The sequence below is a fragment of the Mycobacterium sp. IDUB_17 genome (genome assembly GCF_055419465.1).
In genome coordinates, this window is sequence record NZ_JBVAXS010000005.1 from 143,757 (window position 1) to 168,164 (window position 24,408).

Genomic DNA, 24,408 nt, shown 5'->3' on the forward strand with positions numbered 1-24,408 from the left:
CTCCTTCGCGGCGGGCTGGGCCGGAAGTGTCGTGAAACGTTACGGGAAACTGTTGAACTGTAACGCTAACAGTAATCCTTTTGGTGGTGTTTGAAAAGCGCAAAATGGCTGCTGATCAGGTCGTGACGGCAGGCTGGGGTCACTTGAGTGCGGCGTCGAGCAGGCCCTCGAGCCGGCCCAGGTCGCTGTCCAGTTCAGACGCGGTTTTGCGCACCACGGCCACGTCTTTGCCGATGAACTCGCCGACCCGCGCGATGAAGGCGTCCGCCGAGCCGGTGGCGGCGATACCGCCCAGCGCGCGGCTTGCCGCGCTGCCGTGGGTGAGCGCGGTCAGCAGTGTCGCCTCGTCGATGCCCAGGCGATCGCCCAGGCGCACGCCCTCGGCCACGGCGCCGATCTGCGCGGCGAACAACGCGTTGTTCACCAGCTTCACCCGCTGTCCGGCGCCGACCGGGCCGACGTGCAGTACCGGATCGGCGTAGGACGTCAGCACCTCGCGGGCCCGCGCCACTGCCTCCTCGTCACCGCCGGCGAACACCGTGACAGTCCCGGCCGCGATGTCGTGCGGTCCGCCGCTGACCGGGGCGTCGACGACAGCGATGCCGCGGGCGGCCCCGCGCTCCGCGAGGATCTCGGCAGTGCGGGGGCTGCCGGTGGTGTGCAGCACGAGCACCGAACCTGGCGGCATCTCGTCGATCAGATCCGGGCAGAGTTGCCGGACCTGTTCATCGGTGAACACACAGACGATCGTGACGTCGGCGTCGGCGACCGCCTCGTTCGGCGTGGCCGCCGGCTCGGCGCCGAGTTCGGCTACCGCAGCGCGCTTTTCGTCGTCGCGGCCCAAGGCCCGCACGCGGTGTCCGGCGTCGGTCAGGCGGCGCACCATCGGAGCGCCCATCCGGCCGGCGCCGATGAAACCGACGCGCATCAGCGGGGATGGTTCATGATGGCGAGGGCATTGTCCGCCGCGTCGAAGACTGCCCCCTGCGGGGCCGAGGCATCGTCGGCCAGGCTGGCGGCGTGCCTGCAGTCCTTCTGCAGCAGCGCCCCGGCGATCGGCGCCAGGTTGTCCAGCGTCCCGCCGAACATGGCGATGCTGTTGAGCGCCTTACTGGTGGCCGAGCCGCGCGAGATCACCTCGCACAACGCCTGGCGCGGAACCCCCAGCGCCTCACCGAGTTCCAGCGCACTCATGGCGGCACCCAGGTTGGCGCTGAACAGCAGGTTGTTCAGGATCTTGGCGACCTGGCCGGCACCGATCCCGCCGAGGTGCACGATCGGGTCGGCATAGGTGGCGAACACCGGCCGCACTCGCTCGACAACCTCCTCGTCGCCGCCGACCATCACCAGCAGGGTGCCGGCCGAGGCGGCGGGCTCGCCGCCGCTCACCGGGGCGTCGACGACGGAAATGCCCTGGGCGGCAGCCTTTTCTGCGATCTCGCGGCAGGTGTCGGGGTGCACCGTGGAGTGGATGGCGATAACGCCGCCCGAAGCCAGTCCGGCCAGCACACCGTTCTCGCCGTCTAGTACCTGGCGGACGTCGTCGTCGCCGACCACACACAGGCAGACCAGATCGCTGGCGGCGGCCAGTTCGGCGGGGGAGCCCGCGGTCTTGGCCCCGGTGTCGGCGAACGGTTCGAGGGACGCCGGGCGCCGGGCCCACAGGGTGGTCTCGAAGCCGCCTTCGACGATCCGCCGGGCCATCGGCGCGCCCTGGCTGCCCAGCCCGATAAATCCGACTCGCATCAACCTGCCTCCACTTCCACTTCGGTGCGCGCGCTGTCGGCGACGCACTCATCGGCGAACGACAACACCTTGCCGTGATAACTCGCGGCGGTCAGCCCCACACTGAGGTTGTGCCCGCTGTCGGCGAGCTCACCGGTCTGGACCCGGGGCGAGGCGGTGAACATCGCACCGATCCCGGCCAGTGCCTCGGCATCGGACTCCCACACGTTCTCGTACTCGCCGGCAAGGAACTGCACCGGCACTGTCGTCTGTCCGGCCAGCGCCGGAAAGTCCTGCCGCGCCCAGCTTTTGATGACATCACCCTCGTACGCGGTGCCGCCCGCGGACAACCCGGCGCCGATCACGTTCGACGGGTAGAGCCGGGCCGGCTCCCACAGCAGCTCACGCAGACCGCGCGGCCGGTTCACTGGTGAGGCGTCCTTCAGCAGCTCTTGTGCACCCGGGTGATACCGGCGGCCGGTGCCGGCCAGTGACACTCCGAGCACCTCGGGCCGTTGCACCGCGAGGTACAGGGCCAGCTCGCAGCCCATCGAATGGCCCAGTACGAACAGGCCCGCCGCACCGGCGATGCGCTGGATTGCGCCGAACGCCAGCGCGACCCGCTGTTCAGGCCGCGCCATGGCGTCGGGATAGGCCGCCGATGCGCCATAGCCCGGGCGGTCCAGGGCGATGACCGTGTAGCCCCGGTCGACAGCGATGCGCACCAGCGACAGCTCCGGATGCCCGGGGCAGTCGAAGTAGGCCGACGTGGTGGCCCCGCCGTGCAATGCGACGACGACGGCGCGCGGGTCGGGGGACTCGGCGACCAGAGCTGACATCGGGACGCCGTCGACCATCACCACCCGGGGGTGCGGATCGGCCTTGCTCGCCGTCGGTGTCACGGCCTAGTCGTCCCTGCGCATCAGCAGCACACCACTCGGGGTCAGGCCGCCGCTGCTGGCCACCGCGACACGGGCATCGGCGACCTGACGCTCGCCCGCCTCGCCGCGCAGTTGGGTGACGGCCTCGTGGATCAGGCCCATCCCGTGGGTGCGGCCGTGCGAGAGCTGCCCGCCGTGGGTGTTGAGTGGGATGAGGCCGTCGCGGGCGATATTGTGGCCGCCGTCGAGGAAGTCCTTGGCCTCTCCGATGCCGCAGAAGCCCAGCCCTTCCAGCCAGGAAAGACAGTTGAAGCTGAATCCGTCATAGAGCTCGGCGACATCGACATCGCTGGGGCGCAACGAGGTTCGCGACCACATGTGCGCGCTCTGGCCGAGTACCTGCGGTTCGTGGGTCAGCGTGGTCTGGTCCCAGTCGAGCCGCTCGATGATCTGGGTGCCCACCGCCTCGAACAGGATCGGCGGCTTGGCCAGATCGCGCGCGGCATCGACGGCCGAGACGATCACCGCCACTGCGCCGTCGCACGGTACGTCGCAGTCGTAGAGGCCGAACGGCGTGGTGATCATGCGGGCCGACAGGTAGTCGTCCATGGTCAGGGGATCGCGGTAGATGGCGGTCGGGTTCAGTGCGGCGTTGGCGCGCTGGTTGAGTGCGATCCAGCCGAGGGTCTCCCGCGTCGTGCCGTACCGGTCGAAGTGACGACCGGCGTTCTGCGCCAAGGTGTGTGCGGCCGAGGTCGACCCGAACGGATGCTGCCAATTGTCGCTGCGGCCACCCATCGGAGGGGACATCTTGCCCTCCTTGACCAGCTGACCGAAGGTGGCCTCCCACAGCGTGCGGAAGCACAAGACGTGCTTGGCCATTCCGGTGGCGACCGCCATCATGGCCGCGATCACCGAGCCGCCGGGGCCGAAGGTATCCATGCCGCCGTTGATCCAGGTCGGCCGGAGCCCGAGTGCGCCCTCCAGCGCGGTCACGCCGCCTTCGCCCATGCCCGCGATTGCCAACCCCGGGTAAGTCGACAGGCCGTCGATGTCGTCGAACGTCAATCCGGCATCGGCGACCGCTTTTTCGGCGGCATCGATGGTCAGTGACAGCGGCGGCACCATCTGGCGACGACCGATCTTGGACATCCCGATCCCGGTGATGGCCGAGTGGTCCTCGAACTTCTCCTTGGTCAGCATCGGCCGGACGTATTTGGCGACGTCCTGGGGCGCGACGGGTTCGGCGACCGGCGGGGTTGCGGTGGTGTCGGCCGACGGCTTGAACACCGGCAGCCAGACATCCTCGATGTGCTGGAAGTCGACCTCCACCGGCATCCCGAGCTTGAGGTCGTCGAAATCGCACTCGACGATGTTGGTCGTCAGCCGGACTCGGGGGTCCTCGGCGATGGCCACCTCGGCCACCACGTACGGCGGGGGCAGATCGGGGAAACCGAACCGGTGATTGACCGTGAACCCCGCCAGCGAGGCACGGCCGGACACGTCGCGCACACCCATGTTGCGGCTGCGGCAGTAGCGACAGACCGGCTGTGGCGGATGGATGAGGGCGCTGCAGTCCTGGCACTCCTGGATTCGCAGCACCCCGTCGGCGCCCGCGGTCCAGAAGTACTCGTTGAGCGCGGTGACCGTCGGGAGCGGACGCCCCGGTATCTGTGACAACTCGACTCCGGTGGTAAGCGGGTTATTCTGTGTGGAGAATCACGTTACCAGTTTCCGGGATCGGTGATCCAGCCGTCTTCATTCAGCCGGCATCCCGCTGCGCGCGGGTGTCCGTCAACTCGATGATCGCGTGCACGGGACAGTCCAACAGTGCACGTCGGACCGCGTCCTCGTCGGCCTCGGGGATATTGCCGTCACCCTGAAGCGAGGCGTACCCCCAGTCGTCGAGCGGGAAGTACTCCGGCGCGTGCTTGGCGCACAACCCGAAGCCATCGCACAACGTGCGATCGAGCTTGACCTTCATACCGCCACCACCGCTTCCACGGACTCCACCTCATACGGCCGATCGGCAGTGAATGCACCGGAACGGCATGTCTGACAGCCTGTTTCGAGGTGGCGCTGCACCAGGTCGGGGAACTGCGACAGCAGGCTCGCCGCGACATTGGCCGCGCCGTCGAGCGTGGCGCAGGCACCGCGGCCGCGTAACACCACCGACCACCGCTTGAGGCGGTCCAGGTCTTCCTGCGTGGCCAGTCCGTCGCGCAGGCCCGTGGCCACGGCCGCCATCGCGGCCGTTCCGTTGAAGCACGAACCGCACTGGCCGGCGTTCTCGCGGTCGAAGTACGCCAGCACCGACGCCGCGACTGCCACCGGGCAGTCATCGGTGAGGATGCCGATCGCACCGCAGCCCAAACCGCTACCCAGAGCTCGTACGGACTCGTGATCCATTGTTGCCCCGACGATGTCGTGGTTGACCAGTCCGGCGAAGTAGCCACCCATCAGCACCCCTCGGACGTTGTCGGCGGACACCCCGTGCAGGGTCAGCAGGTCGGCGAAGGCGATGCCGTGTGGAAGTTCGTACAGCGCGGGGGCGCGCCCGGCCCCGGTGATCGTGGCCAGGAAGGTGCCGGGGGAGGACTCGGTACCCAGCTCGCGGAACGCCTGCGCACCGCGCTGGTGTAGGTAGGCCAGGTGGGCCAGCGTCTCGACATTGCTGATCAGCGTCGGTTTGCCGGCCACCCCCTCCTCGAACGGGCGCGGAGGCTTGTCGGTCGGCTTGGCCGGCCCGCCATTGACGACGTGCACGGCGGCGGTCTCCTCGCCCGCGACGTAACCCGGAGCGACGGTGAGTAATTCGATCGCCACACCAGTAAGCTCGCCAGGGAGCTCGGCGAGTGCACGCTCGACGCTCTCGGCGGCCGATGGATCCGACACGTACACCACGGTGCGGTCGGCACCGACGATCCCGGCGGCCAGTCGCAGGCCGTCCAGCACCGCATGCGGGCGGTTGCGCAGCAACCAGCGGTCCTTGATCGAGGCCGGCTCGCCCTCTTCGCCGTTGGCGATTACCACGGTGCCGATCCCGGCGCGGGCGCCCTGCTGCCCGTTGTCGCGCACCGTGCGCAGCTTCACCGCCATCGGGAAGGCCGCGCCGCCCCGGCCGAGCAATCCACTGGCCTGCACCTCGTCCAGTAACTGGTCCGGATCGGTAAGGGCGCCATAGCCCCCGGCCTGTTGATAGTCGGTCAGGCTTTCGGGCCCGTCGCGCAGCAGGCGCGGGGTGATGCCCGGCCATGCCGCGACTGTCAGTTCGACTGTCATGGTCACATCCCGTCCCCGGTTAGGCTTACCGGCATGAGAACTGCGGTGGTGCGCGTCGGCGTCGACCCGGCCGGTGAGCTCGGGGCGCGGGAGCTATCCGACGGCATGGCAACGCTTCGTGGGTTGCTGGGCGAACGTGGGGCCGAAGTGCTGGACAACCAGCTCGCCGGACTGCCCGCGCATCGCCGCGAGGTCGAGGTGCTGATCGCCGGCGACGACGCACGAGAGCTGCAGACCATCGCGATGGAACTGTGTGCCAAGGCGTTTGGTACGGAGCCCACGGCTGGGGTGGTCACCTTCGTCAGCCGCGGTACTGACGAGGACGCCCGCGGTGTGCTGGCCGGGTTCGGTCTGTCGGGTGACATCGTTCGATCCGTCAATGACGAAGGCTGGGATGTGGTGACGGTGACCCTGGACAAGGCCGACCTGACCCGTATCCCGGAAAGCCGCGTCCACACCGCCCTGGAGGCTTCGCTGAACTGCGAGGTGCACATCCGGGCGGTGTGAGGGCGACGGCACTGCGCTCACCTGGGCTCCGAGGAGGTAGACCCCAGAAACTCGATGATCGCCGGGGCGGCCTGCACCCAGGTGTCGAACATGTTGAACCGCTTGACCTTCCCTGAGGCCCGGTCCTCCCCGGCGCGTTCCCAGGCGTCCTCGGGCCAGGGTGGGTCGATCAGCTTGGAACCCTTGATCAGGCAGCTGACCTCAAGGGACGTGCGCTTGGGGTGGTCCAGATCGTTCTCGCCGCCACGGATGATGAGCGTCGGCACGGTGATGTTGTCGAACATCTCGTCCTCGACACCGGGAATGGTCTGACCGGGCTTCGGCACGAACGCGTTGAGCCAGCGCAGCATCAGCTTGAGGAACTCATCGGGGTCCTGGGCCAGGATGCGATCGCGATTCGCCGGATTTTCGCCGGCGCGTTCCTTCCACTCATCAATGGCGGCAACGGCTTTCATTCCCGCTCCGCGCACGGCCAGGATGCTCGGCACGATGTAATAGGAGCCGAGGACGAACGACCCGTACACGCCGCCGACGATGTTCCAGACCACGAGTTTGGTGACGACCTCGGGGTAGAGCATCGCGGTCAGCATCGAATCGCGGGCCCCGCCGGAACCGCCGGCCAGGATGCACGGACCGATACCCAGCTTGGTGATCAGCGCCGCGAGTGTCTCGGCGCGCATGTGCGATTCGCTCTGACCGTAGAACTGGATGTCCGAGCGGCCACAATTGGGCCGGTCCCACAGCAGCACCCGGTAACCGCCCTTGACCAGGGCCTGGGCCAGCGGGCGCAGTCCCGGAATGTCCTTGCTGAACCGACCGCCGGGCGTCAATGCGATGAAATCGCCTTCTTTGCCGAGGATCTCGTAGACGACGTTGCCGCCGTTGATCTCGATGGTCTTCTCGCCCCGCTTGAGCTCCGGGGTTCCGAGGGGTACCTGAATCTCGCTCGACATCGATGATTCGCTCGCAAGCTCGCTCATGCCATCACCAACACATCATCTCCAACCACACGGACCGGGTAGGTACGGATACTCCATTCCGGCTTCACCGCGGTGGTGCCGGTTGCCAGCTCGAAACCCCATTGGTGCCAGGGGCAGTAGATGAACTCCTTGTCGCGCACCATCACCGCGTCGCCCGGCACCTCGTCGTCGACCACCGTGCGCCCCCGGGCACGGCCCGAGCACAGCGGACCTCCCTCGTGCGGGCAGTAGTTGGCGATGGCGTAGAACGTGCCGTTGACGTTGTACACACCGACACCGTGGCGGCCGATCGGCACCAGTTTGTGTGTGCCGGGCGGGATCTCCTCCACGGTGGCGACGACGTGCTCGCGACCCTGCGCGAGCCGGGGGCGCTTGTCCGGTTCGCTCATCTCAGAACACCCGGACCTGTCCCTCGAGGACGGGGACGGTCTCGGGCAGCTTGTAGGTCTCGATGCCGTTGCGGAACATGATGGCCTCACGCGCGTGCTCGGGCAGGTGCTTGACCAGCCAACGGGGATCATCAAAGGTCCAGTGCGGATAGTCGCTGGAGTACAGCAGGATCTTGTCGCACTCCATCCACTCGAAGGCCCGGGACAGCTCGGTCTTGTCCTCGGGGTAGTCCAGCGGCTGAGTCGAGAACTTGATGTGGTCCTTGACGTATTCGGACGGTTTGCGCTTGATGTCCATCCAGGATTTGCGCGCTTCGTAGATCGCGTCCATGCGCCACATCAGCGGCAGGATCCAGGTGAACGCGTGCTCGATGAACACGATGCGCAGCGTCGGGAAGCGGTCGAAGACCCCGTCGAAGATCAGGCTCATCACCTGGTTCGCGGCCAAAAGGGAGTAACTGACCATGAAGTCGTGGTTGTAGCTGGGCAGACCCACCGGGGGCAGGGGCAGGTTCTCGAACTCGCCGCGGGACAGGTGGCAGCTCACGGTGATGTCGTGCTTGGTGGCCGCGGCCCACACCGGGTCGTACTTCGGGTCGCCCCAGGACGGGCGCGGTTCGGCCTTGATCAGAACCTGCGCCATGTAGGGGTGCTCGGCCCACTTCTCGATCTCGGCCACCGCCAGTTGCGGTTCCTCGATCGCCACGCAGATCGAGCCGCGCCAGCGCTCATGCCAGTTGTTGTGCGGGTCCAGCCAGTTGTCGGCGAGCCAGGAGTTGGTGGCGGTGCAGTAGGCCGCGGTGGCCTCACCCAGCCGGCTCTCGCCGTGCGTCGGCTCCAGGATCGCGATGTCCGAGCCGGCTTCCATGATGAGCTGGCGCAGCGCCATATCGGGGTCACTGCAGGCGAACTCGCCATCTGGCGGGAAGGCATCGACCCGCATCGCGTAGGAGTGCGCGTAATCGGGTGCGTCGTAGTAGATCTGGTCGCCGACCGGATGGCTCATGAAGAACTTGCTGCGCCACGGCTCCGGGATGTATTCCAGTAACTGACCGCGCTTGGGCATGGGGTGGACGTCGGAGTCGACGCACCGAACCGCAATCCGCTCGGCGGCCGGAACCCGTGGGTTTGTCGTGATGGACATGAAGGTCTCCCTCAGATGCCTACTGTGCCGCAACCGCGGACGATGAACTCCGATTTGCGAACTCGTTTTCCAGCCCGTACAGCTTGGCGGCATTGCGCCACAACAGCTTGTCGCGTTGTTCAGTGCTGAACGCGCTGGGAATCTCCGGTTCGTTCAGCTGCCAGTGCGGGTAGCTTGAACCGAACATCACCATGTCTTCCTTGCCGGTGAAGCTCAACCACTCGCCGGCGAATTCGGTATCGCCGGGGCCGTCGAGCGCGCCCTGTACGAAGTACACGTGGCCGGGCAGGTAGTCGCTGGGCATCTTCGGTGCCCACGGAGTCTGTTCCAGGTGCGGGCGGCCGAAGCAGTCCATTCGCCAGATGAACGGGGTCAACAGATCCGCGGCGCCGTCGGCCCAGACGAACTTGAGTGTCGGGGTCCGCTCGAACACTCCCTCGGCGATCATGTTCATCAGGTGATAGATGTAGTTCAGCGCCATGAACCCGAGGTACTGCTCGTAGGTCCGGGCTTTACCGGACGGCGTCGGTGCGAACTGGATCCCGGCCCCACCCTCGATGTGTACGGCCACCGGCAGGCCCGCCTCGGCGGCCGCATCCCACAACGGCCAGAACTGCGGTTTGCCATAAAGTTCGCGCGATTGCATCGGGATGCCGATCTGCACCACGCGCGGGTGGTCCTTGTACCTGGCGATCTCGCGAAGAGCGCCGGCGATGTCGTCCGGGTTGACCCGGATGGTGCCGCGGAATCGCTCACCGTGCTCGTCATGTTCGAGCCAGCGGGTCACCATCATTTCGTTGTGCGCGGCGGCCAGGGCGGTTCCGAGGTGACGGTCCGGCATGATCCCGCGGGTCATCGGGTGCAGGATCGCGATGTCGACGCCGCGGTCGGTGAACAGATGCTGCGCGGCGATGTCGGGATCGGAGCCGGGGTACTGCCGATCGGGGCCCTTGGTGCCCTTCGCGTACTCGCCACCGGGCGCGCCGTACCAGTTCATCTCGTAATCGGGGAAGCCGCGGCTGGCGAACGGTTCCTTCAGGAAGTTCTGCCGCAAGTCTTTGTTCGAACCGAAGAAGACGTGCACGCTCGCGTCAATGACGGGCACTCGCGTCCCGTCTGCTTGCTCAATTGCCAAGACTGTCCTCCGATGTCCCTCCGGAAACGAGCTGTGCACGCGCTGTTGACGACGTGCCTCTCGCGCCGGATCTTACAGCCAGTCTAGATCCATATTCTTCTATGGCAAGAACATAGTTCTCAGAGCGTCGCGACGCTTTGTCGCAGGTAATCGCCGGTGCTGGTCATCCGCACAGCGGACTACAGCGGAGAACCGGCACTTGCTAGAGGAGAAGGTCACACCACAGAAAGAGAATGCTATTCTCCATTCGAATGTGACAGTGCGGCAGGAGGCGGCGGTTGCTACTCGAATTCGATGCCGATCAGCGGCTATGGCAGGAAACCGTGCGCGACGCGGTGACCAAGCAGTGCCCGGCCACGCTGGTCCGTGAAGTGGCCGAGCAGGGTGTCGATCCGACACCGCTGTGGCAGAGCTATATCGACCAGGGCTGGACCGAGCTCACCGACTCGGAGAACGCGGTGGAACTGGCCATCGTCCTGGAGGAGCTCGGCCGGGCCACCGACCTGACGCCCTACCTGGCGACCATGACGCAATATGCGCCGCTGGCGGGGGACCGGTTCGATGCGGCCAAGGCCGGTACCGCGGTGTACAGCGGTGTGACGGCCAACCGGGACGCGACCGGTTGGGTGCTGACCGGAACCGCCCGCCACGTCCTGGACGGTGACCGCGCGCAGAACCTTGCCGTGGTGACCGACGGTGGTGTGTTCCTGGTCGACGCGGCCGAGGTTTCCGTCAACCGCAGCGCGGTCTTCGATCCGGTGCTGCACGTTGCCGAGGTGTCGTTCGACAACGTGCACGTCGATGACACCGACCGCATTCACGTGGACGCCGAGAAGGCGCGTCACCTGGCCCTGACCGGCATGGCCATCACGATGGTCGGTGCCTGTCAGCGGGTTCTCGATCTGGCCCTCGAACACGTCAAGCAACGGCAGCAGTTCGATGTGCCGATCGGGTCGTTTCAGGCCGTGCAGCACAAGGCCGTCGACATGCACGTCGCCATCGAACGAGCACGGGCACTCTCGTACTTCGCCGCGCTGACCATCGCCGCCGATGACCCGCGCCGGCGGCTGGCGTCGGCGATGGCCAAGGCTGCCGCCGGAGAGTGTCAGGCGGTGGTGTTCCGTCATGGCCTGCAGCTGTTCGGGGCGATGGGCTTCACCTGGGAGAACGACGTGCAGTTCGCGCTCAAGCGGGCCAAGGCGGGGGAGCTGCTGTTGGGCGGCGCCGCCGAGCACCGCGCGTTGATCGCCGCCGAGTACCGCACGACCTACAGGGGCCTGTAAATGCAGCTGACATTCGATTCCGATGTCGAGGAGTTCCGCGCCGAGTTCTCCGCATTCCTCGATGCCAACCTGCCCTCGGAGACGCAGACGCTGGAGCGGCCCCGGTCGGTGTCGCACATGCCGCAGTGGGCCCGCGACTGGCAGCGACTGCTGTTCGACAACGGTTGGCTGCTTCCGGCTCAACCGCCCGAGTTCGGCGGACGCAACGCGTCGGTGGTGCAGACCTTTGTCCACCTCGACGAACTGTGCCGCCGCCGGATCTATCACAGCTTCAACCCGCAGGGCGTCAATATCATTGCGGCGTCGCTGCTTACGTTCGGATCCGAGGAACAGAAGCATCGCTGGGCGGTACCGGTGCTGCGCGGTGAAAAGACCGCCTCACTGGGTATGAGCGAGCCGAGCGCGGGCTCGGACCTCGCGTCCCTGCGCACCCGCGCAGTACTGGACGGAGACCATTTCGTCGTCAACGGCCAGAAGGTGTGGACCTCGGGCGCCCATGACGCCGACTTTCTGCTGACCTTCGTCCGCACCGACCCGGATGCGCCGAAGCACAAGGGAATCAGCGTGCTGATCATCCCGACCGACACCCCGGGCGTGGTGTGCCGGCCGTTCGCCGACATGACCGGCGAGGAGAACCTCGACTTCAACGAGGTGTTCTTCACCGATGCCCGGGTGCCCGCCGAGAACCTGGTCGGTCCGCTCAACGGCGGCTGGGGTGTGGCCAACGGATCACTCGGTCACGAGCGCACGATGATGTGGCTCGGCTTCGCCGACCGGATCGACAACATGCTGGCCGACTTCCAACCCAAGACCGAGCTGGAGCGCGATCAGTACGCCACCACGATCATGGATTACCAGGCCTTGCGCGCTATGGGATCCGCGGCGCTGGCCAAGGCCTCACGCGGCGAAGCGGACACCGCGTCGGTGTCGGTGCTCAAGCTGTTCGGATCCGAAGCCGAGCGCAACGCATTCGAGAACGCGCTGACCGCGGCCGGTCCCGACGGGTTGATCCACCCGACCACCTCGGGGCCGTACGAGCACATGAACCTCGACCACTACTTCGCGAGCTGGTTCGAGCGCTATGCGCGAAGCTTCGGTGGCACCATCGCCGGTGGCACCTCCGAGATCCAGCGCAACATCATCGCCACCCAGGTGCTGGGGTTGCCGCGGCGCTGACCTTCTCCCGGCGAGTTTCTCTCGGCGACCAGACGCAAATGCACCCAGGAACGCGGGATTTCGGGTACATACGCGTCTGCTCGCGCTAGGTGGTGACGCGGAACAAAACTTAGGTTACTGTCGGCGTGATGTTCACGCTGCGATTCGACATGCGTGCGCCGCATACCCCGACGGCCGAGCTCTACGGCGCCGCCATCGACATGTGCGCATGGGCCGAGACGCGCGGAGCCGTGATGGCGGTGTTGTCAGAGCACCACGGCACCGTTGACGGTCACCTCGCCGCGCCGACCATCCTGGCCTCGGCGATTGCTGCCCGGACCAACCGGTTGGCGATTCTGCTTGCCGCAGTGCCGATTCCGTTCTGGGATCCGGTCCGCCTCGCCGAGGAGATCTGTGCACTGGACATCATCAGCCGAGGCCGGGTCTCGTATGCCTTCGGCATCGGGCATCGCGCCGAGGAGTACGACCACTTCGGTGTGGAGATGAGCGCGCGCGGCAAGCTCGCCGACGCGAAGGTGGCGCTGTTGCTTCGGCTGTTGGCGGGGGAGACCGTCGACCACGACGGCCGGCGGATCACGGTGACACCCGGATGCGCGAGTCCGTCGGGTCCGTCTCTGCTCGTCGCGGGTGGTAGCCGGGCCGCCGCGCGACGTGCCGCCCGCCACGGCCTCGGGTTCATCTCGCAGACCGCGACGTCGGGACTCAAGGAGTTCTACGAAGCCGAATGCCGGGCCAACGGCCACGAGCCCGGCGTGGTGCAGTTCCCCGCACCGCACACACCTACCGCTGTGTTCGTGGCCGGCGACGTGGACCGGGCATGGGATGAGTTGGGCCCCTTCCTTCTTCACGATGCCCTCACCGCTGCTGCGTATCGCCACGGTGACAACGCAGTCGCCAGCATCTCGCGCGCCCACACCGTGGCGGAACTGCGACAGGCCGGCGGCCCCTATCGGATCGTGACCGTCGACGAGGCCGTCGGCTACATCCGTGCGGGCAGGCCGTTGCCCTTGCTACCGCTGTGCGGAGGGTTGTCGCCCGACATCGCGTGGTTCTACCTCGAACAGGCCGTCATGGCGTCCGAACGCGCATGACCGGAGTATTGAATGAGGAGTCAAGCGTGACAAGACCTTTGCGACCCCTGCGGACTGTCGTCTGGTCGACGGGTGGTGTCGGATCGATCGCGATCGACGCGATCGCTCGGCGCCCGGACCTCGAACTGGCCGGCGTGTGGGTCCATTCGCCGGCGAAGGTCGGGCACGATGCGGGTGTGCTGGCCGGGCGTGCGCCGCTCGGTGTGTCGGCCACCGACGACGCCGATGCGCTGATCGCGTTGGTCCCCGACTGCGTGGTGTACGCGGCGAGTGGACCAGACCGCGACGCCGGCGCGGTGCCGGACTACCTGCGACTGCTGAACGCCGGAATCAACGTGGTGTCGACGACATCGACCGGCCTGGTGTACCCGCCGGCCTACTATTCGGCGGAATGGCGCGACCAGCTGGAGGCGGCAGCCAAGGTCGGCAATTGTTCGTTCTACGCGTCGGGGGTCTTTCCCGGATTCGGCTCGGATCAACTGGCGCTGATGCTGGCAACACAGTCCAAGAAGATCGACCGCCTCACGGTCACCGAGGTTTCCCTCAACGACCACTATCCGGTGGCCGACGTGATGATGGACGGGATGGGTTTCGGGCGCCCGCTGGATTTCGAGCCGATGATCGAGGCCCCGGGGTTCATCGAGATGGCTTGGAAAGCACCGATTCACATGATCGCCGATGCGCTCGGGGTCGAAGTGTCCGAGATCCGGGGTTCTCTCGATCGCAGGATCACCGACCGCGACATCACAGTGGCGTTCGGGACCATCGCTGCCGGTACCTGTGGTGCGGTGTGCACACGCGCGGCCGGTGTGGTGAACGGACGTGAGGCCATCGTCGTCGAGCACATCATCCGGATGTCACGCGACGTCGCACCAGAGTGGCCCGCGTCGGAATTCGACGCCACCTACCGGGTGGACATCGAGGGTGATCCCGACATCCACTGCGCGATGAACCTGGGGGAGTCCGAGGGGTACGGTGCCGGACAGGCGGCGATGGCTGCCACCGCGATGCGGGTGGTCAACGCGATTCCCTACGTCGTCGACGCGCCCGCTGGCTTGTTGAGCTCGCTGGACATCCCGAATACGTTGCCGCGGTACGCCTTCGACTGATCAGTGCAGTGCGGTCCCAGCTCACGGCACCTGTCCGGACGGCAGTTGGCCCCCTCCTGGATGAAGGGGGCCAACGGGTTTGAATTGTGGCTATTCGGACGCGCGGTGTGCGCCGCCGGTGCCGCGGGAGGTGCGGGGGCTGTCACTGGTGTTCGAGCTGGTGGACGTGCTGCTCTTGTCGCTGCGGCCAGCGAGGTTCTTGGCTGCTTTCTTCAATCCATCGGTCACATCTTTGACCGTTTTGGTGATCCCGTCGCGAACGTTCTTCGACGAGTTCCCCGCGCCGCTGCCCGCTGGGCTCGAGTCGTGCCGGGTCTGGCCGGGCACCACCTTGTCGCCGCCGATCAGTTTGGTGGCGCGGGTCGTGCTGACAGCCACTGCGGCTCCATTATCGGAGGCCGCAGAATCCTCGGTTCCAGTGGTCGCTTCGGTTGTCCCGGTTTCGGTTCCCGTGGAAGTCCCGGTTGCCTGGGCGCCTTCGGATGTCCCCGTTCCCGGAACCTGGGCAGCGACATCCTTGACTGGCGTCATGACTGCGGGAATGGCTGCCTTGACCGCCGGGGGAATTGCCAGGGTTACTGTCGTCTCCGCAGTGCGGGGTGCCACTTTCAGTGCGAAAGGGTCGACCGGTGGTGGCCGGAGCCAATACGCGAGCCCCGAACCTGCGTCCAGGAACCCGTCGATGAGACCGTACTGGCCGAGGAGCCCATGTGTGTTGTGGGCTGGATTTCCGTTGAGCAGTTCCTGGGTGAAGTTCGCCACGCCGGTGGTGATGGCATTCGCGATCTTCTCTGGGTTCGCGGTGCCCACCGCGTTGACCACGCCGGTGATGCCGTTGACGATCTCGGTTTGTAGGGCAAAGACCGTGTTCATAACCGGAAAGCCGACACCCGCCAAGTACGTCATTGGGGCGTTTTCAATCAGCACCTGTAAATCTACGAGCGGCTTCTTCAGCACGTTGAGGAGCTGAGGCAGATCCTTCAAGACCAGGGGAATGAACGGGCTGATGAAGCCGTTTTCGATGGTCCGAAGCGCTTGGTCGATGTTGCCTGCCTGAAGCTGACCGATCGCGGTCTGGATGTTTCCCGGCACGGCGAGCCATACTGCGGCGAGTGCTCCGGCAACGTCGGTACCCAGCCCGGCGAGGGTGCCCGCGCTATCGAGCTGGTTGAGCGTGAGCGCCCGCAGGATCGGGAACGGGTCCGCTACCACCTTCTGGCCGATGGCTTGCGCACCGTTCATCGCCTGCTCGAGGATGGGCGCGAAGACCTCGAGCGGATTCAACACAGAGGTGAGTTGCACCTCGGCGGTGTGAACCGCGGCCACCTGGATGTCGCGCATGGCCGGCGCCGCCGGCGTGACAGGGGTGACGGCGATGATGCCGGCACCGGCCAACGCGACCCCGGCGGTGAGATGCGAGCGAACATTTACATGCATGTGTTTCCTATCATTGTTGTCATTCATGCCGCGCGGAAAGCTACCTGAGGAATTGCTGGCAATTACGCGAATTGAACAGATGGAAGAAACTGTTCATTGGCGGGCGTAAGCCGCGCTGGTGAAGCTAATACCCTTGTCTGGGGCATGCTTTCATCGCCATTGGCGTGGGATGGCCAATCGCTTAATTTGAGCGCCAAGTGTGTCGAGATAGGAGGCTTCCTCCCGGTCGGCACATCCAACTACCCGTACTGTCGGGCTCTACTGGCGAGTGAGATACGGAATATTCGGCAAACTGCCTTCTGCAATTTGTCGGATCAAGGGTTGACGCCGGAGTTTTCCGCGTCGCCGTCACGACGCACTGCTGTCATCGAAATGGAAGGGATAGCTACAAGCGAAGTTCCGTCCGTCACAACCCGTGGGGTCTTCGTGGCCGCCAGCGGGAGTCCCGGTGGACCGGGAGAACCTATCGACAATCTTCGTGAATGACATTCACATTCTGTAACGCGTTCGAATTATTGACGAGATCGGCGCCGCGCGGTGCCGCCGTCGACCGGAACCGCCGACGGTATCGATGTCACCGGTGCTTGCTCCTGCCCACAGAGGACAGAAGCTGCGCGGCATATCAAATTCCCCCGCAAGCGCATTCGAGAACCAGCCGCTACAACCCGACTTTGCTATGCAGGCGCCGTCAGGTTGTGCGGTTCGGCGTGCTGCGGGCTTGGACACGACCGGGTGCGCCGTGAAGGCGACTAGTTGGGGGCAAACCCTTGACCCGCATTGAACGAGCGTTTAATGTACTGAACATGCGTTCAGTCGGTGCGGCGGTCGGCCGCTCAGCCCGCGACGCGGTGTTCGGCGAACTTCCGCACGGCAGATGAGTTCCAGGGCGTTATGAGAAGGGGATGACCCGATGGCTATGACCGTTCCGACCTTCAACGCGGTGCAGGCGAGCCTGTGGCTGACGCTCTGCGGCAGAGCGCTCGACAACCGATTGTCGCGGCCGATTCTGGGAGACAACATGGCCGACGAGGTCGTGCGGAAGGTCGACTTCGATTACAAAAAGCTCCACATCCCCACGAGCAGTGCGGTTTACATCGCGCATCGGGCCAAGAAGCTTGACGAGATCGCCCAGCAGTTCATCGCCCGTCACCCCAACGCGGTTGGCCTGGACCTCGGCGCCGGCCTTGACAGCCGGGCGCTGCGGATCGCCCCGCCGTCCACCGTCGACTGGTACGACGTCGACTTCCCGGAGGTCGTTGGCGCCCGGCCGCAATTATTGCCTCACGACGCCAACCCGCACCCCATAGGCGTTGACCTCACCGACTCGACGTGGCTCGACACCGTGCCCACCGACCGGCCTGCCGTAATTGTCGCCGACGGGCTGATCGCGTTTCTCTCCGAAGACGAAATGCGGACGATGGTATGCCGCATCATCGACCATTTCCCCAGCGGGGAAATCGCATTCAACGGCTACAGCAAGTTCGCCGTCTGGGCCCAGAAGCGTTTTGCCGGTGCCGAATCCATCAAGGCTGTCACCAGATTCCCCGGCTTCGACGATCCCCGGTACCCCGAACGCTGGCACCCCAAATTGAAGTTGGTCAAAGAGATTCTCTGCACCCGAGAGCCCGAGGTCGCCAGGTTCCCGGTGGGCCTTCGCCTGATGAACCGACTAACCGCGCCGAGCACTGCGGTGTCCCGGAGGGGAAACGTAGTGCTCCACTATGCCTTCTAGCGCCAGAGATCGATGGGGCGAGGACCGCGGAACGCCGGGTATCGTCGGCTGAACACGTTGCCACGGAACGTTTTCGGCCAGTCCACGATCAGCGGACGATCACACCGCGCAGGCTGGTGTCCCGGACGTGGATCTGCGATGCGCGGGTGCCCAACTGCCGGAGGATGTTCTCCGGGATCCACCCCACGCCGATGACCGACCGGGCCAGAATCTCGTTCGAGGGGCTGTCGATACTGATCTCACCCGCCTTGATCCCTGCGGCGAGGAGAGCCTTGACCTGCCTGATGCGTTGCATGAACAACCAGCCGGGGTTGGGGGTGTCCGGCGGCGACTGGCGCATCCACGCCAGCTGGATCCGGAACTCATCTCCGAACTGATCCAGCGCGTTGGTGTGGATCCAGCTCAGCGCGTCGAGCTTTTCGATCGTCGTGCCCTCGGACCCGAGGACCTCCGTCCAGCCCACCGCGATCTTCTCACCGAAGGACTGCATGATCGCAGCCAGCAGTTCGTCCTTCGACCCGATGAGCCGGTACACCGTGCCGGTGCCCATGCCTGCCGCCGAGGCGATATCGCGCACGGTCGTACCCTCGTAGCCGCGCCGACCGAACTCGGCCCGCGCCACCGCCCGGATATGGGTGGTCTTGTCATCGGCCTCGGACTCGGCCTCCTCGATCCAGCTCCGGACCACGTCGTCGGCCGCGATGAACGGGACGGACTTGTCGAGTTCGGCGTCGGTGGGCTGGCCGGTGGACAAGCCTTCCAGGAGAATCCGGCACAGCAGGGTGGCGACCTTCTCCGGTGCGGCATTGTGGCGCATGACGTCGAGTCCGACCTGCAGCATGGACTGGCAGATCCGGTCGGCCAGTACGGCCAGGTCGACGTCCGACCGCAGGTAGCCGGCCCATCGCGCGGCCCGCAGCGTCTGCTGCATGGCGTCCAACGTGGCCGTCGGGCGGCGCTGGGCCAGGGCGACGAGGTCGGGGTTGGAACTCGGGCTCTCGTAAAACGACATCTGGAGCGCGGCCCGGTGCGCGACGGCGCACCGCGCGATATCCGAGCCGAGAGCGGCGATACGGTCGAACGGCGACGCCGGATCGGGACCGTCCAACCGGCTCTGGGCGTGCTCGGCGATGCGGTCGAGGTCCTCGTGATACCGCTCGAGCAGCTCGACGAGGATCGCTTCCTTGGATTCGAAATGGTGGTACAGGCTGCCCGGCAGAATGCCGGCCGCATCCGCGATCTCCTGCAGCGACGTGCGAAGGCCCGACGTGGCGATCAACGTGGCAGCGGTCTCGAGAATCTCGGTCCGGCGCGTGCGATCCTCAGCTGCGGAGCCGGCGTCGGTTGCGCGACCTGGGGTGCGCTTGAGCGTCTTGCGCTCCCCAGGCGTTACCTGGGGACGGCCCACAGCGGCTCCACGATGATTGCTGGCTCCCGTCATACGATTTGGGTGGCTGACCCAATATTTGGTTAGAGGCTACCAGAACAGTGCTGGTGCGCTGGGGATCCCGTGCAGCCGAAGGCGCCGGTAGATCACCCGCGCCCGGGCTCCGGGAGGTTGCGCCGGACGCGCCGCCCGCAACGTCGCGGCCCGGTTCACGCGGTGACGCCGAGCCGTTCGGTTACCCCGAACGCTTCGTCGTAGATCGATCCCGGAACCGTGAACGGCTCTGTCGCAGCGACTTCCGAAAGGTGCGCGGCGATGTCGTCAGCGCTGGGGTTACTGTCCGGCGGCGCCATCCAGCCCTCGCCCAAACCGACGAACACGCGGGCGAAACGCCCCGCGCAGGCCGAGAAGTTCTGGTGGCTCATCCCGCAGTCGCGGCTGGCCAGGTACACCACCAATGGTGCGACGAGTTCCGGCCGGATCGCTTTGAAGAAGCCGTTGTCTTCAAGGATTTTCGGGTCGCCCAGGGTCTCGGTGACCATTCGCGAGATACCGAACGGAAGGACGGTGTTGGCAAGGATCCCGTGCGGTGCTCCCTCGAGCGCGATCACGTTGGTCAACCCGACCAGCCCGGCCTTGGCTGCGGCGTAGTGAGCTTCCAGATGCTGACCGAACATCCCCGCCGACGATGCGATGAAGACGAACCGGCCGTAACCCTGACTCTTCATCACCCGGTAGGCGGGCTGAGCGAGATAGAAGCCGCCGTCGAGGTGGACGCTCAACATGCGCCGCCAGTCCTCGGGGGACAGCTCATCGAAAGGGATGCTGTTGAAGATGCCGGCGTTGCTGACCACGGCGTCGAGCCGGCCGAAGCATTCGACCGCCGTGCGCACGATCGCCGCACCGCCCTCGGGGCTGTCGACCGAGTCGTAGGAGGCCACCGCGGTGCCACCGGCAGCCGTGATCTCCTCGACGACCTGATCGGCGACCGCGGCGTCCGAGCCCTGGCCCGCCATCGTGCCGCCGAGGTCGTTGACCACGACAGCGGCCCCACGCCGGGCCAGTTCGAGCGCGTACACCCGGCCCAGACCGCGGCCGGCTCCGGTCACCACAGCGACCTGGTCGTTGAAGTCGATCACTTTGTAGCCCTTGCTAGTTGATGTTCCGGCTCGGTCCATTGACTCCGGGTGGTGCCGAACTCTACGGTGGAACAGATATTTGGTCAACGCGACGGCGCAGTGCGGAGGTATCGGTTGTCTGACGGTGGTGGTGACGGCGCCCGATTCTCCGGGCTGGGCATGCTGGCATCCGCGCTGGCAGCTCGTCCGGTCGCGGTGGCGGCAGCCGACGCGGGAAGCGGACCGTGGACCGACGGCAAGACCGTGTTCGTCGACCCGTCGGCGCCCACGCGCAGGCAGCTCGAATCGGTGGCCGTGCAGGCGTCGCTCATCGCGGCAGGCAGCCTCGACCCCGATGTGGTCGGTGCCCTGGTCCGTCATCGGCGGTTGGCCAGGCGTTACCTGGCCGTCGAGGGGCACCGAGCGCTGTTGGCCAATCACGCACTCCTGCCGAATTCCCTTGGCTCCTTGGCGGATCGAAGTATCGGCGAGCGCAGTGAGTCGGCGGCATCGTCCCTGGCGATCGCGCGGGGGCGGGATGCGCTCGACGACCCGCCTGCGGGATTCGGGGTGATTCAGGTCAAGAAGGTCCTGGCCGCGTGTGCGACGGTCAAGCCGGCCGACGAACAGTCGGTGGGACATGTGCCGCGGCGGCAGGGCAAGCGGGAACTTGAGGAACTCGATGAAGGCGACGTCGATGATTCTGATGATCCCGATCTGTTCTCCAGCCCGGTCGGCGGGGGCGGGGCCATCGGAAAATGGCTCAAGAAACTGCTGTCCTCGTCGCGCAAGACGGGTGGCAACGGTGGGGGACCGCCCGGTGCCGACTCACCGACACATCGCACCAACTCGACGAAACGCGGGGTGCATGCGGTCACGTCGCTGGCGACGGTGTCGTCGGAGGAAGTCGTCGACATCAAGACCGAGGGCGTGAAGTACCCGGAATGGAACGCCGAACGCGGGGTCTATCGGCCGGACTGGTGCACGGTCCGCGAGGCTGACCCGCAGATCAAGGCGCATGCCACCCAGCAGATCGAGGATGCGATCAGCGTGCGGCGCCCGCTGGCGCGCCTCGGGATGGGTTTGCATCGGCGTCACCGCCAGCCCCAGGGCGACGACATCGACATCGATGCCGCGCTCGAGGCGCGCGTGGAGGTCCGGGCCGGGTCGGTACCCGACGAGGCCGTCTATCTCGACAGTCTGCGAAGGCGGCGGGACTTGTCGGTGCTGTTGCTGTTGGATGTGTCCGGCTCGACGGCCGAGCCGGGCACCGTCGGGCGCACCGTGCACCAGCAGCAGCGCACGGCGGTAGCGCATCTGATGGTCGCGCTCCATGACCTGGGCGACCGGGTGTCGCTGTACGCCTATTACTCCCAGGGGCGGTCGGCGGTGACCATGGTCCCGGTGAAACGGTTCAACGATCACCTGGACGCGCAGGTCATCCGAAGGCTGAACAGCCTTGAGCCCGGCGCGTATTCGCGACTCGGAGCGGCGATCCGGCATGGGTCCTCGGTCCTCGAGAAGCGCGGCGGCACGTCGCGGCGACTGCTTGTCGTCCTGTCCGATGGACTGGCCTACGACCACGGCTATGAGCGGGCCTACGGTGCCGCTGACGCCAGACGTGCCTTGGCCGAGGCCCGGCGCCGGGGTACCGGTGCTGTGTGTCTGACCATCGGTGCCAGTACCGACGTGGAGTCGCTGCGCCGGGTGTTCGGTAGCACCGCACACGCCACCATCGCCGGTCCCGACCAGCTCGCAGGTGTCATCGGGCCGCTGTTCCGCTCGGCGATTCGCTCCGGCGAGGTTCGTCGCAGGGTGTCCTGAAGGTACACCGGTTGCGGTGATGCCAAGTCCCAGAATGCCATTGGAATCATCGACGCCCGTGCATCTTCAAGCAACCAGTGGTTGAAACAAACATCTGTTCCGCGTTAGGCTCGCTTCTGTACCGCAGTGTCGCGGATACGACGAAAGGTGTGTTGATGGCCAACGAGTCAGGACTCGCTCATCAGAACGGTGCCAATTCGCAGACCCTGAGCATGCGTCCCTATTACCGGCCGGTCGGCAACGAGGAGACGGTGTTCAAGGCGGCCTACCGCCAGGGTCTTTCACTGGTTCTGAAGGGTCCGACCGGGTGCGGCAAGACGCGCTTCGTCGAGGCGATGGCTCACGACCTCGGCCGGCCGCTGATCACCGTCGCCTGCCACGACGACCTCACCACCGCGGATCTTGTCGGCCGGTACCTGTTGCGGGGCGATGAGACGGTCTGGGTGGACGGCCCGCTGACCCGCGCGGTGCGCGAGGGCGCGATCTGTTACCTGGACGAGGTGGTCGAAGCCCGCCAGGACACCACTGTGGTGTTGCACCCCCTCGCTGACTACCGCCGTCAGCTGCCGATCGAGCGCCTCGGCATCACGCTGGACGCGGCGCCGGGATTCGGTCTGGTGATGTCCTATAACCCCGGCTACCAAAGCGTTCTCAAAGACCTCAAGGACTCGACGCGTCAGCGGATGGTGGCCATCGAGTTCGGATTTCCGGACCCCGAGGTCGAAGAGGGCATCATCGCCCACGAGGCGGGAGTAGATCGCCCCACCGCTGCCGAGTTGGTGCGCTTCGGGCAGGCCATCCGGCGCCTGGAGACCGGTGGTCTGCGCGAAGTCGCGTCGACCCGCGTGCTGATCGCGGCCGGGCGCTTGGTCGCCGAGGGGCTGCCCATGGCCGTGGCGGCCAGGGTGGCGGTCGCGGGACCGTTGACCGACGACGTCGCGGTAAGTCGTGGTCTGCACGAGTTGATCGACGTCTACCTGGGCGGATCGGGATCTGGTGATTGACGCGGTGCACTGCCCCCGTTACGTTCAGAACAAATATTAGGTCGACCCCGGTGTTCCTGCGACGAACGCCCGCACCATGGAGGTCAGATGTCATACGAGAGCACCGCGGAGCCCATCAAGGTCGGCTACCTGATGGACTTCACCTTGCCGCCGGGGTTCCCGGACGAACTGCTGGCTTCGTTCACCCAGACTTTTGACCTGGTGTTCGAAGAGGCCGTCGAGCAAGGGCTGATGGATCGGCCGGTGCGGATGATCTACCGCGAGGTGGAAGGGCTGCCCAAGGGTTCGGTGAAAGCGGTCATCGACGCGTACGGCGAACTCGTGGACGAGGGCTGTCTGGTGGTGTTCGGGCCGAACATCACGGACAACTGTGTGCCGCTACGGGAAGCGATCGAGGAGCGCTTCAAGGTGCCGGCCATCAGCGTCACGGGAACCGACGACTGGCTCGGCGAGTGGACGTTCGCCTTTCCCCAGGGATCGATGACGGACGAACCCATCTTTCTGGCGGACCTGGTGGCGAAGCGGGGCCTGACGGAGATCGGCGTACTGGTCGAGCAGAACCTCATCGGTGACAGCTATCTGAAGAATTTGCGAACGGCATGCGCCCGCAAGGGTATTCGGATTGTCGCCGAAGCTGCGATCGCGCAAACGGCGCAGGACATCAATGCCGCCGTGAGCACGCTGCACGAAGCAAAGGCCGAGGCGATCGTCCATCTCGGGTTCGGTTTCGGCATCGTCTTCATCAACCCGGCGCTTGAGGCCGTCAACTGGGATCCCCCGCGCTTCACGACCACCGCATTCCAGAACGCCTGGGTCAACCCGATCATGTGGAACGCGTTTCTTGGCTGGACCGGGGTCGATCAGTACGACGAGGGGAACCCGGTCGGGCAGGCCTGGCTCGACAGATATGCCAATCGGTACAACGGAAGTCGTCCCGAGTACTGCGTCTCGGTGGTCAACCACGACGTGGCCGCCACGCTGGTGCGCGCCTTCACCGATGCACATCCGTTGAGCCCGCGCGGCGTCAAAGAGGCGCTCGAGCGCGTGAAGATGATGCCCGCGGCTTCCGGCGCACCCGGAACCCGGGTGTCCCTGGGGAAGTGGACACGACGCGCGTGGATGGGGTCGGGCTATCTGGTCGCCCGCACCCTCGATGCGGACGGTATCAACTCGCACCTGGTCGACCGGTTCGGGGAGGAATGAC

Annotated in this window: 22 protein-coding genes; 9 read left to right on the forward strand and 13 right to left on the reverse strand. The window is 65.9% G+C overall.

Going from position 1 to position 24,408, the window contains the following annotated elements:
* Positions 1-139: 139 nt before the first annotated feature.
* The 6 genes from ACZYZ7_RS21625 to ACZYZ7_RS21650 form a co-directional block, all read right to left on the reverse strand.
* Positions 140-928, reverse strand: coding sequence for an NAD(P)-dependent oxidoreductase (locus tag ACZYZ7_RS21625; protein WP_450072279.1), 789 nt, complete (start codon positions 926-928; stop codon positions 140-142).
* The gene (locus tag ACZYZ7_RS21630; RefSeq protein WP_450072280.1) at positions 928-1,746 is read right to left on the reverse strand and encodes an NAD(P)-dependent oxidoreductase; all 819 of its coding nucleotides are present in this window, start codon (positions 1,744-1,746) and stop codon (positions 928-930) included. The genes ACZYZ7_RS21625 and ACZYZ7_RS21630 overlap by 1 nt, the downstream gene beginning before the upstream one ends.
* The gene (locus ACZYZ7_RS21635) at positions 1,746-2,582 is read right to left on the reverse strand and encodes an alpha/beta fold hydrolase (protein WP_450072318.1); all 837 of its coding nucleotides are present in this window, start codon (positions 2,580-2,582) and stop codon (positions 1,746-1,748) included. The genes ACZYZ7_RS21630 and ACZYZ7_RS21635 overlap by 1 nt, the downstream gene beginning before the upstream one ends.
* A 48-nt stretch (positions 2,583-2,630) precedes the next feature.
* Positions 2,631-4,286, reverse strand: a complete 1,656-nt coding sequence (locus tag ACZYZ7_RS21640; RefSeq protein WP_450072281.1) for a thiolase C-terminal domain-containing protein — start codon at positions 4,284-4,286, stop codon at positions 2,631-2,633.
* Between the two features lie 82 nt (positions 4,287-4,368).
* Positions 4,369-4,590, reverse strand: a complete 222-nt coding sequence (locus ACZYZ7_RS21645; protein WP_135456756.1) for a ferredoxin — start codon at positions 4,588-4,590, stop codon at positions 4,369-4,371.
* Positions 4,587-5,888, reverse strand: coding sequence for an NADH-ubiquinone oxidoreductase-F iron-sulfur binding region domain-containing protein (locus tag ACZYZ7_RS21650; protein ID WP_450072282.1), 1,302 nt, complete (start codon positions 5,886-5,888; stop codon positions 4,587-4,589). The genes ACZYZ7_RS21645 and ACZYZ7_RS21650 overlap by 4 nt, the downstream gene beginning before the upstream one ends.
* Positions 5,889-5,921: 33 nt before the next feature.
* Here ACZYZ7_RS21650 and ACZYZ7_RS21655 point away from each other — a divergent pair, with 33 nt between their 5' ends.
* Positions 5,922-6,395: a hypothetical protein gene (locus ACZYZ7_RS21655; protein WP_450072283.1), complete on the forward strand. Its 474-nt coding sequence runs from the start codon at positions 5,922-5,924 to the stop codon at positions 6,393-6,395.
* Between the two features lie 17 nt (positions 6,396-6,412).
* Here the strand turns inward: ACZYZ7_RS21655 and ACZYZ7_RS21660 are convergent, their stop codons facing one another.
* The 4 genes from ACZYZ7_RS21660 to ACZYZ7_RS21675 are packed head-to-tail and all read right to left on the reverse strand — an operon-like array spanning position 6,413 to position 10,043.
* The gene (locus ACZYZ7_RS21660; RefSeq protein ID WP_450072319.1) at positions 6,413-7,348 is read right to left on the reverse strand and encodes an alpha/beta fold hydrolase; all 936 of its coding nucleotides are present in this window, start codon (positions 7,346-7,348) and stop codon (positions 6,413-6,415) included.
* 23 nt (positions 7,349-7,371) lie between these two features.
* Complete coding sequence (locus tag ACZYZ7_RS21665) at positions 7,372-7,764, reverse strand: Rieske (2Fe-2S) protein (RefSeq protein WP_450072284.1); 393 nt, start codon at positions 7,762-7,764, stop codon at positions 7,372-7,374.
* Between the two features lies 1 nt (position 7,765).
* Entirely contained in the window at positions 7,766-8,908 is a 1,143-nt protein-coding gene (locus tag ACZYZ7_RS21670) for an amidohydrolase family protein (protein ID WP_450072285.1), read from the reverse strand.
* 19 nt (positions 8,909-8,927) lie between these two features.
* Entirely contained in the window at positions 8,928-10,043 is a 1,116-nt protein-coding gene (locus tag ACZYZ7_RS21675; RefSeq protein WP_463741785.1) for an amidohydrolase family protein, read from the reverse strand.
* A gap of 278 nt (positions 10,044-10,321) precedes the next feature.
* Between ACZYZ7_RS21675 and ACZYZ7_RS21680 the strand changes: the two genes are divergently transcribed.
* The 4 genes from ACZYZ7_RS21680 to ACZYZ7_RS21695 all read left to right on the forward strand — a co-directional run bounded on the left by ACZYZ7_RS21680 (position 10,322) and on the right by ACZYZ7_RS21695 (position 14,702).
* Entirely contained in the window at positions 10,322-11,326 is a 1,005-nt protein-coding gene (locus tag ACZYZ7_RS21680) for an acyl-CoA dehydrogenase family protein (RefSeq protein WP_463741786.1), read from the forward strand.
* Positions 11,327-12,502, forward strand: coding sequence for an acyl-CoA dehydrogenase family protein (locus ACZYZ7_RS21685; protein WP_135456747.1), 1,176 nt, complete (start codon positions 11,327-11,329; stop codon positions 12,500-12,502). It abuts the gene before it with no gap.
* A 128-nt stretch (positions 12,503-12,630) separates the two neighbouring features.
* The gene (locus tag ACZYZ7_RS21690) at positions 12,631-13,593 is read left to right on the forward strand and encodes an LLM class flavin-dependent oxidoreductase (RefSeq protein WP_463741787.1); all 963 of its coding nucleotides are present in this window, start codon (positions 12,631-12,633) and stop codon (positions 13,591-13,593) included.
* Between the two features lie 26 nt (positions 13,594-13,619).
* Entirely contained in the window at positions 13,620-14,702 is a 1,083-nt protein-coding gene (locus ACZYZ7_RS21695; RefSeq protein ID WP_463741788.1) for an NAD(P)H-dependent amine dehydrogenase family protein, read from the forward strand.
* 90 nt (positions 14,703-14,792) lie between these two features.
* On the opposite strand, the gene ACZYZ7_RS21700 is transcribed toward ACZYZ7_RS21695, so the two are convergent.
* Entirely contained in the window at positions 14,793-16,166 is a 1,374-nt protein-coding gene (locus ACZYZ7_RS21700) for a hypothetical protein (protein ID WP_463741789.1), read from the reverse strand.
* An 889-nt stretch (positions 16,167-17,055) separates the two neighbouring features.
* Between ACZYZ7_RS21700 and ACZYZ7_RS21705 the strand changes: the two genes are divergently transcribed.
* Positions 17,056-17,871 (forward strand): class I SAM-dependent methyltransferase, encoded by an 816-nt coding sequence (locus ACZYZ7_RS21705; protein WP_463741790.1) that lies wholly within the window; start codon positions 17,056-17,058, stop codon positions 17,869-17,871.
* 88 nt (positions 17,872-17,959) lie between these two features.
* Here ACZYZ7_RS21705 and ACZYZ7_RS21710 read toward each other — a convergent pair whose 3' ends face one another.
* On the reverse strand, positions 17,960-19,279 hold the full coding sequence (locus ACZYZ7_RS21710; protein ID WP_463741791.1) for a TetR/AcrR family transcriptional regulator: 1,320 nt from the start codon (positions 19,277-19,279) through the stop codon (positions 17,960-17,962).
* 188 nt (positions 19,280-19,467) lie between these two features.
* Positions 19,468-20,397, reverse strand: coding sequence for an SDR family NAD(P)-dependent oxidoreductase (locus tag ACZYZ7_RS21715; protein WP_463741792.1), 930 nt, complete (start codon positions 20,395-20,397; stop codon positions 19,468-19,470).
* Between the two features lie 159 nt (positions 20,398-20,556).
* Between ACZYZ7_RS21715 and ACZYZ7_RS21720 the strand changes: the two genes are divergently transcribed.
* The 3 genes from ACZYZ7_RS21720 to ACZYZ7_RS21730 all read left to right on the forward strand — a co-directional run bounded on the left by ACZYZ7_RS21720 (position 20,557) and on the right by ACZYZ7_RS21730 (position 24,407).
* Positions 20,557-22,200: a nitric oxide reductase activation protein NorD gene (locus tag ACZYZ7_RS21720; RefSeq protein ID WP_463741938.1), complete on the forward strand. Its 1,644-nt coding sequence runs from the start codon at positions 20,557-20,559 to the stop codon at positions 22,198-22,200.
* 155 nt (positions 22,201-22,355) lie between these two features.
* Complete coding sequence (locus ACZYZ7_RS21725) at positions 22,356-23,204, forward strand: AAA family ATPase (protein ID WP_463741793.1); 849 nt, start codon at positions 22,356-22,358, stop codon at positions 23,202-23,204.
* Positions 23,205-23,291: 87 nt separating this feature from the next.
* A complete protein-coding gene (locus ACZYZ7_RS21730; protein WP_463741794.1) occupies positions 23,292-24,407 on the forward strand; it encodes an ABC transporter substrate-binding protein in 1,116 nt (371 codons plus the stop codon).
* Position 24,408: the final 1 nt, after the last annotated feature.

What these genes read in the sequence shown, in the direction of transcription:
- ACZYZ7_RS21625 (WP_450072279.1), bottom strand. Translation starts at nt 928, where the DNA reads ATGCGCGTCGGTTTCATCGGCGCCGGCCGGATGGGCGCTCCGATGGTG.
- ACZYZ7_RS21630 (WP_450072280.1), bottom strand. Translation starts at nt 1,746, where the DNA reads ATGCGAGTCGGATTTATCGGGCTGGGCAGCCAGGGCGCGCCGATGGCC.
- ACZYZ7_RS21635 (WP_450072318.1), bottom strand. Translation starts at nt 2,582, where the DNA reads ATGGTCGACGGCGTCCCGATGTCAGCTCTGGTCGCCGAGTCCCCCGAC.
- ACZYZ7_RS21645 (WP_135456756.1), bottom strand. Translation starts at nt 4,590, where the DNA reads ATGAAGGTCAAGCTCGATCGCACGTTGTGCGATGGCTTCGGGTTGTGC.
- ACZYZ7_RS21650 (WP_450072282.1), bottom strand. Translation starts at nt 5,888, where the DNA reads ATGACAGTCGAACTGACAGTCGCGGCATGGCCGGGCATCACCCCGCGC.
- ACZYZ7_RS21655 (WP_450072283.1), top strand. Translation starts at nt 5,922, where the DNA reads ATGAGAACTGCGGTGGTGCGCGTCGGCGTCGACCCGGCCGGTGAGCTC.
- ACZYZ7_RS21660 (WP_450072319.1), bottom strand. Translation starts at nt 7,348, where the DNA reads ATGTCGAGCGAGATTCAGGTACCCCTCGGAACCCCGGAGCTCAAGCGG.
- ACZYZ7_RS21665 (WP_450072284.1), bottom strand. Translation starts at nt 7,764, where the DNA reads ATGAGCGAACCGGACAAGCGCCCCCGGCTCGCGCAGGGTCGCGAGCAC.
- ACZYZ7_RS21670 (WP_450072285.1), bottom strand. Translation starts at nt 8,908, where the DNA reads ATGTCCATCACGACAAACCCACGGGTTCCGGCCGCCGAGCGGATTGCG.
- ACZYZ7_RS21685 (WP_135456747.1), top strand. Translation starts at nt 11,327, where the DNA reads ATGCAGCTGACATTCGATTCCGATGTCGAGGAGTTCCGCGCCGAGTTC.
- ACZYZ7_RS21690 (WP_463741787.1), top strand. Translation starts at nt 12,631, where the DNA reads ATGTTCACGCTGCGATTCGACATGCGTGCGCCGCATACCCCGACGGCC.
- ACZYZ7_RS21700 (WP_463741789.1), bottom strand. Translation starts at nt 16,166, where the DNA reads ATGAATGACAACAATGATAGGAAACACATGCATGTAAATGTTCGCTCG.
- ACZYZ7_RS21705 (WP_463741790.1), top strand. Translation starts at nt 17,056, where the DNA reads ATGACCGTTCCGACCTTCAACGCGGTGCAGGCGAGCCTGTGGCTGACG.
- ACZYZ7_RS21720 (WP_463741938.1), top strand. Translation starts at nt 20,557, where the DNA reads ATGCTGGCATCCGCGCTGGCAGCTCGTCCGGTCGCGGTGGCGGCAGCC.
- ACZYZ7_RS21725 (WP_463741793.1), top strand. Translation starts at nt 22,356, where the DNA reads ATGGCCAACGAGTCAGGACTCGCTCATCAGAACGGTGCCAATTCGCAG.
- ACZYZ7_RS21730 (WP_463741794.1), top strand. Translation starts at nt 23,292, where the DNA reads ATGTCATACGAGAGCACCGCGGAGCCCATCAAGGTCGGCTACCTGATG.